Annotated in this window: 22 protein-coding genes and 1 pseudogene; 13 read left to right on the plus strand and 10 right to left on the minus strand. The window is 43.7% G+C overall.

Annotated elements, in window-relative coordinates; translation table 11 throughout:
• Positions 1–101: 101 nt before the first annotated feature.
• A complete protein-coding gene (gene exoX / locus SPM24T3_RS06005) occupies positions 102–767 on the minus strand; it encodes an exodeoxyribonuclease X (RefSeq protein ID WP_009635828.1) in 666 nt (221 codons plus the stop codon).
• A 17-nt stretch (positions 768–784) separates the two neighbouring features.
• Positions 785–1549 carry a carbon-nitrogen hydrolase family protein gene (locus SPM24T3_RS06010; protein WP_009635829.1) on the minus strand — a complete coding sequence of 255 codons (765 nt, stop codon included), beginning with the start codon at positions 1547–1549 and terminating at the stop codon, positions 785–787.
• 490 nt (positions 1550–2039) lie between these two features.
• Here SPM24T3_RS06010 and pip point away from each other — a divergent pair, with 490 nt between their 5' ends.
• Complete coding sequence (pip, locus tag SPM24T3_RS06015; protein WP_009635831.1) at positions 2040–2993, plus strand: prolyl aminopeptidase; 954 nt, start codon at positions 2040–2042, stop codon at positions 2991–2993.
• A gap of 31 nt (positions 2994–3024) precedes the next feature.
• On the opposite strand, the gene SPM24T3_RS06020 is transcribed toward pip, so the two are convergent.
• Positions 3025–3255 (minus strand): DNA polymerase III subunit theta, encoded by a 231-nt coding sequence (locus SPM24T3_RS06020; protein WP_009635832.1) that lies wholly within the window; start codon positions 3253–3255, stop codon positions 3025–3027.
• A 429-nt stretch (positions 3256–3684) separates the two neighbouring features.
• Here SPM24T3_RS06020 and ftnA point away from each other — a divergent pair, with 429 nt between their 5' ends.
• The 4 genes from ftnA to SPM24T3_RS06040 all read left to right on the plus strand — a co-directional run bounded on the left by ftnA (position 3685) and on the right by SPM24T3_RS06040 (position 6096).
• Positions 3685–4191, plus strand: coding sequence for a non-heme ferritin (gene ftnA / locus SPM24T3_RS06025; protein ID WP_009635833.1), 507 nt, complete (start codon positions 3685–3687; stop codon positions 4189–4191).
• A gap of 239 nt (positions 4192–4430) precedes the next feature.
• A complete protein-coding gene (gene copC / locus SPM24T3_RS06030) occupies positions 4431–4814 on the plus strand; it encodes a copper homeostasis periplasmic binding protein CopC (protein ID WP_009635834.1) in 384 nt (127 codons plus the stop codon).
• Positions 4815–4818: 4 nt separating this feature from the next.
• On the plus strand, positions 4819–5703 hold the full coding sequence (copD, locus tag SPM24T3_RS06035; RefSeq protein WP_009635835.1) for a copper homeostasis membrane protein CopD: 885 nt from the start codon (positions 4819–4821) through the stop codon (positions 5701–5703).
• 57 nt (positions 5704–5760) lie between these two features.
• Complete coding sequence (locus SPM24T3_RS06040) at positions 5761–6096, plus strand: YebY family protein (protein WP_009635836.1); 336 nt, start codon at positions 5761–5763, stop codon at positions 6094–6096.
• A 520-nt stretch (positions 6097–6616) separates the two neighbouring features.
• Here the strand turns inward: SPM24T3_RS06040 and SPM24T3_RS06045 are convergent.
• The 4 genes and pseudogenes from SPM24T3_RS06045 to SPM24T3_RS06055 all read right to left on the minus strand — a co-directional run.
• Positions 6617–6898 carry a hypothetical protein gene (locus tag SPM24T3_RS06045; protein WP_237712983.1) on the minus strand — a complete coding sequence of 94 codons (282 nt, stop codon included), beginning with the start codon at positions 6896–6898 and terminating at the stop codon, positions 6617–6619.
• 307 nt (positions 6899–7205) lie between these two features.
• A complete protein-coding gene (locus SPM24T3_RS25840) occupies positions 7206–7391 on the minus strand; it encodes a hypothetical protein (protein WP_009635838.1) in 186 nt (61 codons plus the stop codon).
• A complete protein-coding gene (locus SPM24T3_RS25415) occupies positions 7392–7529 on the minus strand; it encodes a hypothetical protein (RefSeq protein WP_157135254.1) in 138 nt (45 codons plus the stop codon).
• A gap of 108 nt (positions 7530–7637) precedes the next feature.
• Positions 7638–7865, minus strand: a pseudogene (locus SPM24T3_RS06055) (tyrosine-type recombinase/integrase); the annotation flags it as partial.
• Between the two features lie 86 nt (positions 7866–7951).
• On the opposite strand from SPM24T3_RS06055, the gene SPM24T3_RS25100 reads away from it, so the two are divergent.
• The 4 genes from SPM24T3_RS25100 (at position 7952) to SPM24T3_RS06065 (ending at position 9918) form a co-directional block, all read left to right on the plus strand.
• On the plus strand, positions 7952–8134 hold the full coding sequence (locus SPM24T3_RS25100) for a hypothetical protein (protein WP_237712984.1): 183 nt from the start codon (positions 7952–7954) through the stop codon (positions 8132–8134).
• A 3-nt stretch (positions 8135–8137) separates the two neighbouring features.
• Positions 8138–8245, plus strand: a complete 108-nt coding sequence (locus SPM24T3_RS26125) for a helix-turn-helix domain-containing protein (RefSeq protein ID WP_083836212.1) — start codon at positions 8138–8140, stop codon at positions 8243–8245.
• Between the two features lie 60 nt (positions 8246–8305).
• Entirely contained in the window at positions 8306–8536 is a 231-nt protein-coding gene (locus tag SPM24T3_RS25110; protein WP_050956141.1) for a hypothetical protein, read from the plus strand.
• A gap of 752 nt (positions 8537–9288) precedes the next feature.
• Entirely contained in the window at positions 9289–9918 is a 630-nt protein-coding gene (locus SPM24T3_RS06065) for a hypothetical protein (protein ID WP_009635840.1), read from the plus strand.
• 199 nt (positions 9919–10117) lie between these two features.
• On the opposite strand, the gene SPM24T3_RS06070 is transcribed toward SPM24T3_RS06065, so the two are convergent.
• Positions 10118–10372, minus strand: a complete 255-nt coding sequence (locus SPM24T3_RS06070) for a hypothetical protein (protein WP_009635841.1) — start codon at positions 10370–10372, stop codon at positions 10118–10120.
• Between the two features lie 40 nt (positions 10373–10412).
• Positions 10413–10658, minus strand: coding sequence for a biofilm development regulator YmgB/AriR family protein (locus SPM24T3_RS06075; protein WP_009635842.1), 246 nt, complete (start codon positions 10656–10658; stop codon positions 10413–10415).
• A gap of 508 nt (positions 10659–11166) precedes the next feature.
• Here SPM24T3_RS06075 and SPM24T3_RS06080 point away from each other — a divergent pair.
• The 3 genes from SPM24T3_RS06080 to idi all read left to right on the plus strand — a co-directional run bounded on the left by SPM24T3_RS06080 (position 11167) and on the right by idi (position 12609).
• A complete protein-coding gene (locus SPM24T3_RS06080) occupies positions 11167–11436 on the plus strand; it encodes a hypothetical protein (RefSeq protein ID WP_009635843.1) in 270 nt (89 codons plus the stop codon).
• Positions 11437–11603: 167 nt separating this feature from the next.
• Complete coding sequence (locus SPM24T3_RS06085; protein ID WP_157135256.1) at positions 11604–12035, plus strand: hypothetical protein; 432 nt, start codon at positions 11604–11606, stop codon at positions 12033–12035.
• A gap of 4 nt (positions 12036–12039) precedes the next feature.
• Positions 12040–12609, plus strand: a complete 570-nt coding sequence (gene idi, locus SPM24T3_RS06090; RefSeq protein ID WP_009635845.1) for an isopentenyl-diphosphate Delta-isomerase — start codon at positions 12040–12042, stop codon at positions 12607–12609.
• Here the strand turns inward: idi and SPM24T3_RS06095 are convergent.
• Positions 12572–13288 carry a peptidase E gene (locus SPM24T3_RS06095; RefSeq protein ID WP_009635846.1) on the minus strand — a complete coding sequence of 239 codons (717 nt, stop codon included), beginning with the start codon at positions 13286–13288 and terminating at the stop codon, positions 12572–12574. The two genes, idi and SPM24T3_RS06095, sit on opposite strands and share 38 nt — an antisense overlap.
• An 83-nt stretch (positions 13289–13371) precedes the next feature.
• Between SPM24T3_RS06095 and SPM24T3_RS06100 the strand changes: the two genes are divergently transcribed.
• Positions 13372–14070 (plus strand): extensin family protein, encoded by a 699-nt coding sequence (locus SPM24T3_RS06100; protein ID WP_009635847.1) that lies wholly within the window; start codon positions 13372–13374, stop codon positions 14068–14070.
• The last annotated feature ends 2 nt before the right edge of the window (positions 14071–14072 follow it).

The raw sequence follows: 14072 nt of genomic DNA on the forward strand, positions 1-14072 counted from the left end.
GTTTACTCACTAGTCACGGTCAATAAAAAAGAGGCGGTTCTCCCTGCCTCTTTTTACTTTCAACTTCTGCTTATTCAACCTCTGCTTAGTTCCGCAGCCCGTTAGTTCTGTAAAAAATACTTCAGGCTGTAGCGCATGTCGGCACTCAGGTTGTCGATCGACTTCAGCATCCATCGCAGATAGCCCGGATCTTGCGCCGCTATCTCGGCAATTTTCTGCCCACGATATTTGCCAAATTTCAGCGTGCGTAACAGAGTAGGGCGGTCAACAAGTGCGACCATCTCTTCCGCGCTCCAACTTGTCTCTTTTAAAATCAGCTGCAGCAGCGAGGCCGTGACATAGCAATCATACAATGCGCGGTGTGGATGCAGATGTGCCGGTGGCGTGGTGTCGAGTTGCAAGCTGTTTCGCAAATTTTGCAGGCTATAGCTTGGCTGATTGGGGAACACTTCACGCGCCAGTTTTACCGTACAAATCCACTGACCGTTCATCTCAGGCAGCATTGCGCGATCAAAGGCTGCATTGTGAGCCACATAGAAGGGATGATTTTGATACCTTCTAACCGCAACGGCAATGCGCGGTTTGTCTTCCACCATTTCTTCAGTAATGTGATGGATAGCCATTGCCTGCGGGCTGATTTCCCGGTCAGGACAGACCAGATCGCTCATGGGCTGAGTAATGATACCGTCGACCACATCGACAGAGGCAATTTCCACCACACCGCCGTTAAAGCCACAGGTTTCTGTATCTATCACCCTAAAAGTCATGCTTTGCTCCTGATGGTTTATGTCCCCTGATAGCTTAACAGCTCAACCTGTCCTTGCCAGCCGTTTTGAGTTTGCCTGGCGAGGGTAATGGCGTCCTGATTAGCCGGAGCCACGGCAATCACATGTCCCTGCTCGGACCAAATCGCGCTTTTACCGGCCGGAACCCATCCCCCAGTCGGAGCGCAATGATTTGCCATCACGACAGTCATGCGGTGTTTTTCGGCATAGTTGCGCATCATCTCGCTTTCGCGCAGATAGCTAGGCTCTGAGACAAGCACTCCGGCAGCGTAAATTTCAGCCCCGTGCTCGGCCGCAAACTGTGGATGAGATGCGAAACCGATATCTGCACAGATTGCCAGACCCAAAACTTTGCCACTGACGTTAAGCTGTGGACCGCCCTGACCGGCAGTGAAAAAGTCTTCTTCACTGTCGTGCAGATGCTGCTTGGTATAAGAATAAAGAGTGCCGTCGGGGGCAAACACGACAGCGCCAATATAGAGAGCATCACCATCGTTGCAGCATAAAGGAGCGCCAACTACAATCGTCATTTCATGATTTTTTGCCAGATTTCGCAAGGTTTCGAGACGGGAGTCCTGCAAAGTCAGACCTAACTTGCGGGCTAAATCAGGTTCATAGCCTGTTAATGACAGTTCGGGAAAAATCAGCAGGTTTACACGATGCGAGGCGGCGAGCGCGATGGCTTGTACATGGCGATTGATATTTACTTCGATATTACCAGCCAGGCAGGTGATTTGCGCTGCAGCAATAATAAAGTCACTCATTGGTTACTCTCAGATGTTTTTTAGCTCGGGCCTTTTAACAAAAAACCCGCGTTAGGCGGGTTTATCTTGATACGAAGTCATGTGTTAAGCAGAAGCCTTCTTGGCCTTTTTATCTGCTTTTTTCTCAGCTGGGGTTTTCAATGGCTTTTTCTTCGCATTTTTTTTGCTATCCATTCCTTTACTCATACAGGCCTCTCTATAGCGGGTTGGATTGGGTTGCTATGCTATTTACTGCCTATTTGAGTAAAGTTGCAATAGAAGAGCGGCTTTTTTTCAACAATCTGTTGTTATGACAGCGGTTGTTTTTATTTGGCAACACCAAGCGCTTATTATCTGCACAGTGGCGCTGATTTAATGTGCTGTTAATCGAAAATATCCCGCTTTTTTAGTATTGAGAGTGCAAGGAGATTGACCCCTCTCGCTGGATACGCTGTTATTAAGACGAGCAAGCAAATCAATACACTGGAATGAAAAAACAACAGGAAATGTCATGCCTAAATTGAAAGGGTTGTATTTACCTCGGGAAGCATATGCCAGTGGATTGCTGGATACCGGTGATGGCCATCAGATTTATTGGGAGCGCAGCGGCAACCCAAAAGGTAAACCGGCGGTATTTCTTCACGGCGGTCCAGGCGGCGGCTGTTCGGCGGTTCATCGCCAGCTTTTTGATCCCAACGATTACGACGTGATGCTATTTGATCAACGCGGCTGCGGACGTTCGCTGCCCCATGCCAGTCTTGAAAATAACACCACCTGGCATTTGGTAGAAGATATTGAACGACTGCGTGAGATGGCCGGTGTCGAAAAATGGCTGGTGTTTGGTGGTTCATGGGGATCGACGTTGGCGTTGGCCTACGCGCAAAAGCATCCCGACTGCGTCAGTGAATTAGTTATGCGCGGCATTTTTACCATTAGAAAGCAGGAACTGCTGTGGTATTACCAGGACGGAGCCTCACGTTTCTTCCCCGAAAAATGGCAGAACGTTTTGTCGATTCTTTCTGAAGAAGAGCGCAAAGATGTGATCGCGTCATATCGTGCGCGCCTGACCAGCGGCGATCGCGCCGTTCAACTTGAGGCAGCAAAAGTCTGGAGCTTGTGGGAAGGGGAGACCGTGACCCTATTGCCGACAGAAGACTCGGCTTCCTTTGGCGAAGATGATTTTGCACTGGCTTTTGCCCGCATCGAGAACCACTATTTTACCCATCTGGGCTTTATGGATTCCGATGACCAGCTGCTGCGTGATGTTGAAAAGATTCGCCACATTCCTGCAGTGATTGTGCACGGGCGCTACGATATGGCCTGCCAACTGCAAAATGCGTGGGATCTTTCACAGGCTTGGCCAGAAGCCGAATTACACATCATCGAAGGGGCAGGGCATTCGTTTAATGAACCCGGCATTCTTGATCAACTGATCCGCGCCAACCAGAAATTCGCCCGCACATGATCCTTTATTCTCGCCTGCGCCATAAAGCCGATTATTTTTGTTTCGGCTCATAAGGCAGGCGGGAATATTTATGTGATTCCGCACGATAAAACGCCACTCGTTCCCGAAAATAGTCGCGCAAATGGGCTACTTGCTCACGTTCGGCTATCTCTGCTACCACCGGCATGTTATAGCGCTCTTTAAATGCCACTGCGGAGGCTGCCAAATCAACGTTAATTTTATCCATCTCTTCTTTACTGGTTTCCGCCAGATTACGATTCATTATCTCTTCCTGCTCATGGGGTGTTAACAGCCATTCATGCTTGTATTGTACAAGAGCCAGAGGCTGAGGTGAATGCCTCAAGAGGGCCTTATCGAGAACAATTAAATCTAAATGAGATTATCAATCATTTATATTCACTTTTGAGAACGAATGTTAATGGGTGATATTTAGATAAATAAATAATAAATCGAAATAAGAATGATTCTTTTTAATAGGAATTTATTGTTGTAAATAATTATCAATAACAACTTAATTATTATTTATGGAAAATAAAATCGATGTAAATCAGTAAGTTAAAATTATTCTTTGATTTTAATTATATTAGTTTAATCAAGGCTTTTTATTTTAATTCGAGTTGTGCATAATGCTCACAAATAATGCAATATAACGAATAAGAAATTTAATTTTATTAAATTCTGGAGATTCATCGTGCTTAAAGAAGATATGATCAAACAGCTTAATGACCAACTGAATCTGGAATTCTATTCAGCTAATTTATATTTGCAGATGAGTGCCTGGTGTAGTGATAAAGGTTATGAAGGTGCTGCTGCCTTTATGATGGAACACTCCCGTGAAGAAATGACTCACATGCAGCGCCTGTTCAAATACGTGAGTGACACTGGTGCTCTGCCGTTACTGGGCACAATTCAGGCACCACGCTCAGATTTCGAATCACTGGCCGACGTGTTCAATCTTGCTTATCAACACGAGCAATTGATCACTGAAGAGATCAACAAACTTGCCGATCTGGCAATGACCACTAAAGATTATTCGACCTTCAACTTCCTGCAATGGTATGTTGCCGAGCAGCATGAAGAAGAGACCCTGTTCAAGTCTGTTCTGGACAAACTTGGCCTGGTTAGCGATACCGGAAACGGCCTGTTCCTCGTCGATAAAGATTTGAAGGAAATTGTCGCTCAATCACCGGTGGTGTGATTTAAACACAATAATCGATTTTCGTAATTAAGACCAAGCGCAGAGCAACCTAAAAGGGCTCTGCGTTTTTTATCCTTATTAATCATAAGATTATTAGTATCTCAGCCTTGGCTTTTTGTGCGAAAATAGTCTATTCATGCTTCTCATCTTTGTTTACATAACAATTTTCACAGATCCCGGCGACAGTTTGCGCTAAAGTTGCGCGTGAAATTTTCATATTCACTAGCCAAGGATAAATTGTGTCTATTAAAAAACTGAAGTCTTTGCGTATTCTCAGTTCTGCCTGCGTATTAGCCGCAGGTTTGATTTCACAACAGGCTTTTGCTCACGCGCATCTAAAAACCGAGACCCCAGCCGCAGATAGCCAAATTAGCGTGGCACCCACTGAACTTACGCTCGGTTTTAGCGAAGGCGTTGAGCCAAATTTCAGTAAAATCGAACTACGTGGTCCTGACAATAAGTCAGTGAAAACCGGTGATTTCAAACTGGCTGCCAAAGATAACACTCAAGTTTTGATTGCGCTGCCAACACCGCTAACCAGCGGAAAGTATTTGGTTTCTTGGCACGTTGTTTCCGTAGACGGCCATAAGACCCAAGGTGAATACAGCTTTACTGTGAAATAATCCTATGAGCCTGGCGTCACTTTTTGTCATTTGCCGTTTTGTGCATTTCGTTTCGGTGATGCAACTTTTTGGCGCCTGCGTTTTTACCCGCCTGCTGTCGCCTGAAGTTTTCACTTCAATACTGGCGCGTAAAAACCAGACGCTAATTACCGCTTCAGCCGTTGTTTCAGCATTCAGTGCGTTTGTGATGCTGGCGATCCAGGCCGGGGTAATGGGGAATGGCTGGCCCGATACCATCAACCTTAACGTCATGATGCTGGTGCTCACGACCACTTTTGGCGACGTTTGGCGCTGGCATATGCTGATGGCCGTTTTCGCATTGTTGCTGGTGCTGATTGATGGCTTGCCTTGGCGTTATCTGCTATTGATTTTGCTCAGTATCGGGTTGCTGATAGGCCAGGCGCTAATTGGGCACGCGGCCATGCTTGAGGGCTCATTAGGCGTATTGCAACGAATTAACCACGCCATACATTTACTGAGTGCTGGCTACTGGTTTGGAAGTCTGATCCCCTTGACGACCTGTATGACATTTACCCATCAACCCGCGACACGTCCGGCTGCAATCCTGACTCTGCTGAGATTTTCCACTTATGGGCACATCGCTGTCGCGCTAGTGATATTGACCGGGGTAATAAATAGCGCCTTTATACTGCAGAGATGGCCCATTAACATGCATTCGCCGTATGAATTGCTGCTGGTCTGTAAAGTCTTGCTGGTGGCGCTAATGGTACTAATAGCAGTCTATAACCGTTATCGATTGGTCCCAAAGCTGGCGATGCACACACAGTTGGCCCAAAAGCGCATGATGGTTATTTGCTGGGCTGAGTTCGGATTGGCCCTTTTGGTGATTGCGTTGGTCAGCCTTTTTGCTACCCTATCGCCCAATTAAATCGGCTTAGTGCCTTTCGCTGCAAGAATGAATTAGAAAGTTAAACGAGGAAGAGTCATGAAGAAAATACTACTTGGGTGCCTGCTGTTTACCCTGTCGGCCAGCTGCTTTGCGGCACCGCAAGTTGTCACCGTTAGCCGCCTGGAGTATGGCAAAACATGGGCATTTACCCGTGAAGAAGTGATGCTTCAGTGCCGACCGGGCAAAGCTTTGTACGTAATTAACGACAGCACCCTGGCTCAGTATCCGCTAAATGACATCGCTATTCAGCAGGTAAAACAAGGCTTGACCACTGCACTACCGTTGAACACTATCCAACTTGATGATCCTAATAACCCGGGCCATAAAATGAGCCTCGCGCCGTTTATCGAACGAGCAGAAACCCTCTGTTAAATGCTGAATTATGTCCAGGGGCTGACTGTGTTGGCCTCTGATTGGCAATGCGCAAAATCCCTTCTTAATAACGATTTTTGAAGCCAATTTCGAATCTTAAATGGTTGGTTTTGAGGTTGTGGTCACAAATCTAAACTCATTTCCTAAAGTTATTATCACTTAACGTCAAAGTGGCTGGAAAAGCATCACACCTCAACTACTCTTTAACATGTAAGGCTTAACCGCCTGCATCAATGCCAACTTTTAGCGCACGGCTCTCTCCCAAGAGCCATTTCCCTAGACCGAATATAGGAATCGTATTCGGTCTTTTTTTTGCCCTCTATCCAAATCAATCACTTGTAATAAAATTAACTACTTAACCTCACCGAGTTACCCTGTATTGTACCCAGAAAGAATCTCTGCCGCCATTTTGCCGCCACTTTTACCCGCTGTTTTCACCCCCAAAATCGATAACGGATTATTGGTTAAGGCATGGTTTTTTAGGGCAGTTGTATGCTGTGAACTTTAGTGCAAGATTGGCCTAGTTTTGCCAGTTAATCAGTTCGTCCAAATCATTGAGCAAAGCCGGGAAGTAACTTTCATCAATACCGATCAAGTCAGTTAACGTAATGCTTTCAACATTGTTTTCAGGTTTTAATACCATCTCTAAGGCAACAGAGCCCGTTGATTCATCAGGATAAAAGGTCAACATTACTTGTTCAAAAACACTGCTGAAAACAATTTTATCACTCTTCTTTTGGTTCTTAAGAGATTGGTATAACCCAATCAATTCTTCTTTGATAGTCTCAAGATCGCCAGCCATAAACTCTGCCGAGAATTGGGTTTTCAGTTGTGGAATTGAAAATTCAACCCACACCATAATGCGGTCATAATTAGCACTCTCTGGTTCAGATTACGAGAAAATTCTACTTATGGACACACCGGTTTTTAGGGGGGATTACCTTTCTCTCTGACTACAACCTCAAGACGATATAACTTATAGATATACTTGCCTTTGTTTTGTTTGTCTTCCACAAGTCTATACATTCGACTTTCATAACGGAATAAGCCGGGTTTTTTTAATGAATCTGCTGTTCTGACACCATAGCGAATCTAGCCGCTGCTTTGACTCAACTTTCAAGCAACGCTTTTCCAAGTCTAATAAGGCGAAAAGCGCCAAATGCGAGCAGTGCTATATCGGTAGGATCGATCAGAGGTGTTTCAAGCGGGGCTTCTTCCAAACGAATAAAAATGCCACTGCTGTCATAAATACGCCATAACCCAGGAGCCTGCATTACAGAGTAGCCAATACACATTCAAGACTCATCATCGAGAATAGGCTTCGAATCAAGAGGCACATTACGCGGAGGAAGTTCAAAATAGTTGCCTGGCTGCAACGGTGACTTAAAAGCATAAAGCCTTCCCGGCTCTTCCGTCGTTATAGATCCTTGCATAACGAGTGTGGCCTCCTGATGATGGTTGATGACCAAAGCATAATTACATTGAAGTGTTCATCTACAGCGGATTTAATTACGCAGGAATTAATTACTTTCAGAAGATATTTATACCTTCGACATGCTCAATTGATTACCATTTTTGACAGACATTTTCGCCCCTAAAATCGATAATGGGTTATTGGTTAATGCGTCTTCTAAGTGGTCCGGTGCAAAGTGCGCATAACGCATGGTTACCCTGATATCTGAGTGTCCAACGATGCGTTGTAAAACGATGATATTGCCACCGGCCATCATGAAGTGGCTGGCAAACGTGTGGCGCAGAGCGTGGGTCATCTAATCACCTAGGAATAGCAAAGAGTAATATTGCAGGTTGGCTCCAGCGCGTGCAGATCCTATGCAATGCAATTGTACAATGTGCCTTGGATACAAGGGCAGATGCTAACTTGTTATTTAATGAAGAACTTGCAAAAGCAAGTTTTAAAGGGATGGGCAAGCTCAATAAGGATAAACCTCTTTTAGACGAGATTTTGGCATTAGGTATAAAGGTCATGCTAACTCGTATGTTTGACGCCTACGGCTTTAGCATACAAAAAGAGTTGTAGGATTTGCTTGGCATCTCTACTAGAACAATCAGTACATGCATAAGAGGCGATTATTTCCAAGGTGAAGTGGTGATCGCTTGTACATTGAATACAGGGGGTTCTCTGCAATGACTTGCAACAAGAAAGGGAGAGCAAATCAGTAGCCTCAAAAGTGGATTTGCCATCCCAAAAATGATTTTAAATGGCGGTAATCTTGAACATGCAGGTTATTGGGAAGCCGATTTAAGTTTCGTTTCTAATAATTTTTCAGACCCTAATTTTGTGTATAATAACTCAGGATCTTGGTTAGTAGATTTAGGCGTAAAAGATTTAAGTAATGGATGTTGGATTTTGCGAGTTGACGACAAGTACGACATTTATGATGATATTTTTTTGCCAGGTAAAAATAAGCATTATGAATAATGGCTCAAGTTTCAGTTGTGGTATCGATGAAGTTGCCGCAACAGATAAAGTCATAATTGCATTAGAGTATAAATTTTAAAGGGAATAAGCATGTAAGCTATAATTATTGTTGTCTCATTCGCTTTTGCAATTTGGGTGATTAGTCATATATTTCAAAAGATACAAGATGTTTTTAGAAAAATAGTAAAATCGTTGTTCTCATTTATCTATTTTTTTATAGCAGGAGCAGTGAGCGATATTCTTGAGTGCCTGCCCATAAGTATCATTATATTTTTGATTGGCTGGAGTGTCATCCATTACGCTAATCGATTATACAACAAACGAATGGCACCTAATGAAGATCTATTTCGTGAACATAAAGAGGTTTTAAGAGTCTACGAAATAGATAATATATTATGTTGCGAAATAGAATAGGATTAAGAACCTTCTGTTCAAAATATACAGCTTAAAGCAAGAAAAACTTCTCTAATAATTTTTTTCCACAGCATGATTTTAAATAATGAGCCAAATATCTTTCTTAAATATCAATGCAAAAGATGAATATGAATTTAGAAATTTAGACGTTTTTAAATATGATGAATACTCTTCAAAAGGATGTTGCCACTTAGCGCGAAAAATGAGATCGTTCATCTAGATAGGATTGAAGTCGATATCATTTTAAAGAAACAGGTGAGGATGTCGATCCTTATAAATGGGCAGAAATGTTAGAAATTTCATAATTAATGCATATAAAATTAAAAGGAAATATAATCATGGAAGAAATTTTATCACCACTGGTTAAGTATATAATTCCATTTATTACTACATTAATCGCTGTTGTTGCATTATTCAAAGGTTGGGTTTTTCCAAGCGACCGTCTTTTTGATAAACAAAAAAAATTAAGTAAGTTTTCATATGAGCTTTATAAAATATCAGGGGAAGAGCATCTTAAAGAACTTTCAGTTGAATATGGTTATGCTGCAATAACTAAAGAGTTGTTTCTTACGAAAGCACAACGCATAGCACTAATTAAAAGTAAAGATCCTACTCGCGATATAGATTTATTTAGAAAGTGTAGTAGCTTACTGACTATAAGACCTTCCCCCCTTTCATTTGAGTGGAAGGCACCAAGGCATAAATTTAAATTATATCGAGGATTAGTTGAGCTAGTGAGGGTGACCTTATATTTTGGCGGAGCTTATTTAGCTACTCTCCCACTAACATTCAATGTCTTACTACCAGAAAGAGCTTATGCGAAATTCTTAACATTGAGTTTACTTAATAAATGGCTATTGGTCTTGTATATAGTCTCTGTAGGTGCTGGAGTAGCTTTGACTAGTTTGCACGGGTTATCTAAACTAACATTCGCCAGAGAGCTAAGAAAGCGACATCTAACATATTGATTACTATAGTTCTATTGCCAATAATGAGTAACCTTGTCTTATAATGCATCGATTATAATGGCCGAGATTCAGCTTCGATATTTTTTAATTATTTATTTATAACGAATAATTGCAGAATTATCCTGAGGTTTCCACTAATTTTCATATTCGGTCTTTTTAAAGCATGATGTACTCTTTCCCCTTTGTATCAAGCTATTTGTTAGTCATTTTTGAACCATTGAGGTAATTGATTAGCCGCGAGCTTAATAGTTCTGTATTGCTCCAATTCAAGCCGTTCGCGTCTAACTGTGATTTTGATGGCACGGATAAGCGCGAGATGCTTGATTACATTGAATGCACCGGCAATGGCCGATGGTTCGAGCCACCAATCGATTAAGGTTGAATGTTCAGATGAAAATGCTGGAAAATATTGATTGGGGAATGCAGGTAAATAATCCGAAGGGGCAGTATTCATCACAAGGTATACGACTAATCCTACCTTGTGATGTGTGTCATCATATCAAATCATCTGGAGTGCGATAGACCACGTGTTCAAGTGCGTTGCGGAAGATATCTGACTGTACGACATCTTTTTCTGTCTCTAAACGCTCAAGAAGTTTGATCATAATGGCCTTGTTGTTTACCAACCGTCCGCTCGATGCTAATTCTATTTTTATGTCCTGGATAACATCCGATTCGCTTATGTAGACTGTGGAATTGAAACGGGATCCACCTAACTCGACGCTGTTTATTTGAGACATGTTTGTAACCCTATAAGTATCAAAAAAAATACCACTGAAGATGGAAATCAAATAGCACCTTCAGTGGCAATGCAAAGCATCTTCGTTACTTGCCCCAGAGGAGCACTTGGTAAAGTTATACAAAAAATCTTAGTTGTACAACTTTAGGTGGGGCATTTTGTGCTAATTAACTTTTCTTAAACGAAATCCCAAGTTTGTTAAGTTAACTGAAATTAAAGGGGTTTTCGTCCATCGAAAATATGCGAGATGTGGCCAGTTTTTCTTGACTAGTACAATGTCCACGCAGATTGCTGTCAGTTAATACTTCGACGAGTTCCTCGATAAGGCTTGAATTGATAATTATTCTCATTAAGGTTTTAGCCCTTGAATGTTGGAAAACCAAATCTGTACCGCAAATAAAAAATACAAAATGTTCTACGCTAACAATGTTGTAAGTTAATACCGCCGTAACAAGCTGCAATAGACAGTTTTTCATCGTGCGATTTTCTCATCCAAAAGGAACTGAAAAATGAGCGAAGCAATGTTTGAACAGGCTCCATTACAACTGCTGACGCAGTTTGGGTTGGGTGATAAAGTCACATTAGTCAGTTTTCCCGTGGGTATTCCGCCAGTTAGTTATCGGCTGGAGGCATTGATTACCGAGGCTTACGACGGTAATTTCGAGGGTGAAATAACAAAAGTGATCCCATTGGGGCGCGAAGAGTTTCAGCTGCATCACTTCCAGCCCGGCGGCCATGTGGAGTTTCGGAGCGGGAATATTCTGGGAAACGCACCATAAGAGAATTTTAAATTTTCAACTTCCGTTACATTACACTTCTTCTTTATTCGCTGTGCTGACGGTAGCCTTATCTGTGTTGGCACAGCTGAAATCAGATACCGCTGATTTATGCGCAACCACTACTCTGCCACGGTTTAGCTCTGTAACTTTATATCGCTACATTGGCGATGGATTCATCTTGGTTAATTCGTGGAGGCTTAAAAGTGCGAAAGTTTATACTTGTTTGTGCTGCATTGGTGTTGGCGGGCTGTTCTGCTGGTCCTTATGAACCCACGCAGCAGGTGTTGCAAGCCTATGCTAGTCAAAAACCCGGTACCACTAAAATTCGCGTTCATCGCCAACCGCAGATTGCGGGGTCCATCCTCGACGAAAGCTGTCCTTTGATCGTATATATGGATAACAAAGAAGTTGCCGGGCTGCAGAAAAATCAGTACGCGGATCTCTATGTGCCTAACGGTACTCATAGTCTGAAAGTGAAGTTTTCATGTGCTATCACACCGCTAGATAAAGCTATGACCATACAACTGGACGGTACGCCGCAAACTTATGAAACAGGGTTGAATAGCGCACAACGTTACAGTTTGACAAGAGTGAATTAAAGTTATGTCCCTGATGATTCAAAATAATGTGCTAGAAGAACGGCTGATTCTGGTTGACGAACATGATAATAATGTCGGAGTCGGTACCAAGCTGCAGGTTCACCGCCAGGGTGCGCTGCATCGTGCTTTCTCGGTGTTTATTTTTGATAGTCAGGGACGATTAATGCTGCAGCAGCGGGCTAGTGGCAAGTATCACTCTGGCGGATTGTGGACAAACTCCTGCTGCGGGCATCCTCGTCCCGGTGAAAGTAACCATGCAGCCTCTACGCGCCGGCTGTTTGAGGAGATGGGGTTTACCTGCGAACTTAACGAGGTTGATCAAATTCTTTATCGCGTAGACGTGTCCAACGGTCTGGTGGAAAATGAATATAATCATACTTTTATTGGCTCATTCGACCAGATGCCAAATCTGAACCCGGAAGAAGCTGAAGGATGGAAATGGATGCGGGTGGCTGACGTTTTCACCGCCATCAAGCAAAACCCTGCGCACTTCACTGCCTGGTTTAAAGTCATTCTGGCACATTTTGGTGATGAAACTATTCAACAGTGGGCCGATCGCTATCGTTCAGCATAATCAGCGACTTGCCGTCTTTAGCTGAGTCGGTGGTGATGATGCCATGCAATTTACCATCGCGGAAATGCAAGGCCACGCCATCATCAGCGGCATAGGCCGGAAAGATACTCTGCTCTTTTTGCAGATTGGTAAATGACTCTTCTCGTCCTTCTTCCGATCCAAAATGCGGGCACATTACGCCGGTGATAAGCCCCATTCCAGGTATCAGCGAATAGCCTCCACCAGAATCGGAATGCCCCAAATCAAACCAGCAAATCGCGCCCGCGCTGACGCCACATAATACTGTGCCGTGACGCATGGCGGATTTGAGTTGCTGGTCGATGGAAAATTCGCGCCACACTGCCAGCATGGCGCGGGTATTGCCACCCGCTACAAAGATGACGTCGGCCTGCGAGATGAGTTCATCTATTTGTTTAACGGTATGGTAGGGCGCTCGAAATAGTGAAAGGATTTGTACCTTGTGCCCAGCAGAAACAAATTTTTTCTCAAACTGCTCGATTCTTTCCGGCACGTCTCCACTTGCGGTAGAGATGTAAAGTATCTGCGGATCGTCTTTATTCGTTAAGGATAGAATATAGGCGTCGATAGGCGTGATTTGCTGTAAATCTGCCTCAGTTTCACCGCCGATGGCCACAATGTTTGCCTGAATGGCTACAGCATTTTCAGAGTTTGCTTCCATCTTGACCTCTTTTAAAGTAAATCGCATATCCTTCACTATAATAGAAAATTCGGAATTCTATTGTCGCCAGAGGAGCAAAGAGTATGCGCTATATCCTCTTCGCGTTAATTATATTGACTGCAGGAGTCATGTTTTTCCCCAGACTCTCGCAACAATTGCCTCCGCAATACAATCCTTTCACGCCGTTATCCGTTACTGATCCCCCTGGGCTGATTACTCAGTATAAACTCAGACGATTAAGTAAAAATCCTGACGCCTGTCTAGCCGTTCTCAACCGGGCGCAGTCTGATGGATTCCTGAGTTTTCAAACTGTCGGTGATACTTCTGGGCAGTGTCCGCTGACGGGCGCAGTGCGCATTCGCAATTTTGGTAAAGTCTCACTTAGTTCAAGCTTTCTGGCCAGTTGTCCATTAGCGGTAAGCACCACCATGTTTGTTGCCCAGGCGGCAGCGCCGCTTGCCGATAGCCTGCTGGGGCAAAAACTGGTACGTCTCGATCATCTTGGAAGTTTTGCCTGTCGCAATGTTTACCATCGAGCACAGGGCCGATTGAGTGAGCATGCCACCGCTGATGCATTAGACCTCGCGGGATTTAAAATGTCTGCAGGAGAAACTATTGGCGTTGCCAGAGGCTGGAAAAAAGAGGGGAAAGAGTCGAGTTATTTGCATCAGGTATTCAGCGAGGGCTGCCCGTTTTTTGGCAACATCATCGGGCCTGACTATAACGCAGCGCATGCCAATCATTTTCATCTCGGCATGCACTGGTTTGGTTTTTGTCGCTGAGT

Origin of the sequence: Serratia sp. M24T3 (genome assembly GCF_000257645.1) — a bacterium.
Classification (GTDB): Bacteria; Pseudomonadota; Gammaproteobacteria; order Enterobacterales; family Enterobacteriaceae; genus Rouxiella.

Coding starts and splice junctions, on each gene's coding strand:
- exoX (WP_009635828.1), bottom strand. CDS start 767: ATGACTTTTAGGGTGATAGATACAGAAACCTGTGGCTTTAACGGCGGT.
- SPM24T3_RS06010 (WP_009635829.1), bottom strand. CDS start 1,549: ATGAGTGACTTTATTATTGCTGCAGCGCAAATCACCTGCCTGGCTGGT.
- pip (WP_009635831.1), top strand. CDS start 2,040: ATGCCTAAATTGAAAGGGTTGTATTTACCTCGGGAAGCATATGCCAGT.
- SPM24T3_RS06020 (WP_009635832.1), bottom strand. CDS start 3,255: ATGAATCGTAATCTGGCGGAAACCAGTAAAGAAGAGATGGATAAAATT.
- copD (WP_009635835.1), top strand. CDS start 4,819: ATGAGCCTGGCGTCACTTTTTGTCATTTGCCGTTTTGTGCATTTCGTT.
- SPM24T3_RS06040 (WP_009635836.1), top strand. CDS start 5,761: ATGAAGAAAATACTACTTGGGTGCCTGCTGTTTACCCTGTCGGCCAGC.
- SPM24T3_RS06045 (WP_237712983.1), bottom strand. CDS start 6,898: ATGGCTGGCGATCTTGAGACTATCAAAGAAGAATTGATTGGGTTATAC.
- SPM24T3_RS25840 (WP_009635838.1), bottom strand. CDS start 7,391: ATGTGTATTGGCTACTCTGTAATGCAGGCTCCTGGGTTATGGCGTATT.
- SPM24T3_RS25415 (WP_157135254.1), bottom strand. CDS start 7,529: ATGCAAGGATCTATAACGACGGAAGAGCCGGGAAGGCTTTATGCTTTT.
- SPM24T3_RS25110 (WP_050956141.1), top strand. CDS start 8,306: ATGATTTTAAATGGCGGTAATCTTGAACATGCAGGTTATTGGGAAGCC.
- SPM24T3_RS06065 (WP_009635840.1), top strand. CDS start 9,289: ATGGAAGAAATTTTATCACCACTGGTTAAGTATATAATTCCATTTATT.
- SPM24T3_RS06070 (WP_009635841.1), bottom strand. CDS start 10,372: ATGAATACTGCCCCTTCGGATTATTTACCTGCATTCCCCAATCAATAT.
- SPM24T3_RS06075 (WP_009635842.1), bottom strand. CDS start 10,658: ATGTCTCAAATAAACAGCGTCGAGTTAGGTGGATCCCGTTTCAATTCC.
- SPM24T3_RS06080 (WP_009635843.1), top strand. CDS start 11,167: ATGAGCGAAGCAATGTTTGAACAGGCTCCATTACAACTGCTGACGCAG.
- SPM24T3_RS06085 (WP_157135256.1), top strand. CDS start 11,604: ATGGATTCATCTTGGTTAATTCGTGGAGGCTTAAAAGTGCGAAAGTTT.
- idi (WP_009635845.1), top strand. CDS start 12,040: ATGTCCCTGATGATTCAAAATAATGTGCTAGAAGAACGGCTGATTCTG.
- SPM24T3_RS06095 (WP_009635846.1), bottom strand. CDS start 13,288: ATGGAAGCAAACTCTGAAAATGCTGTAGCCATTCAGGCAAACATTGTG.
- SPM24T3_RS06100 (WP_009635847.1), top strand. CDS start 13,372: ATGCGCTATATCCTCTTCGCGTTAATTATATTGACTGCAGGAGTCATG.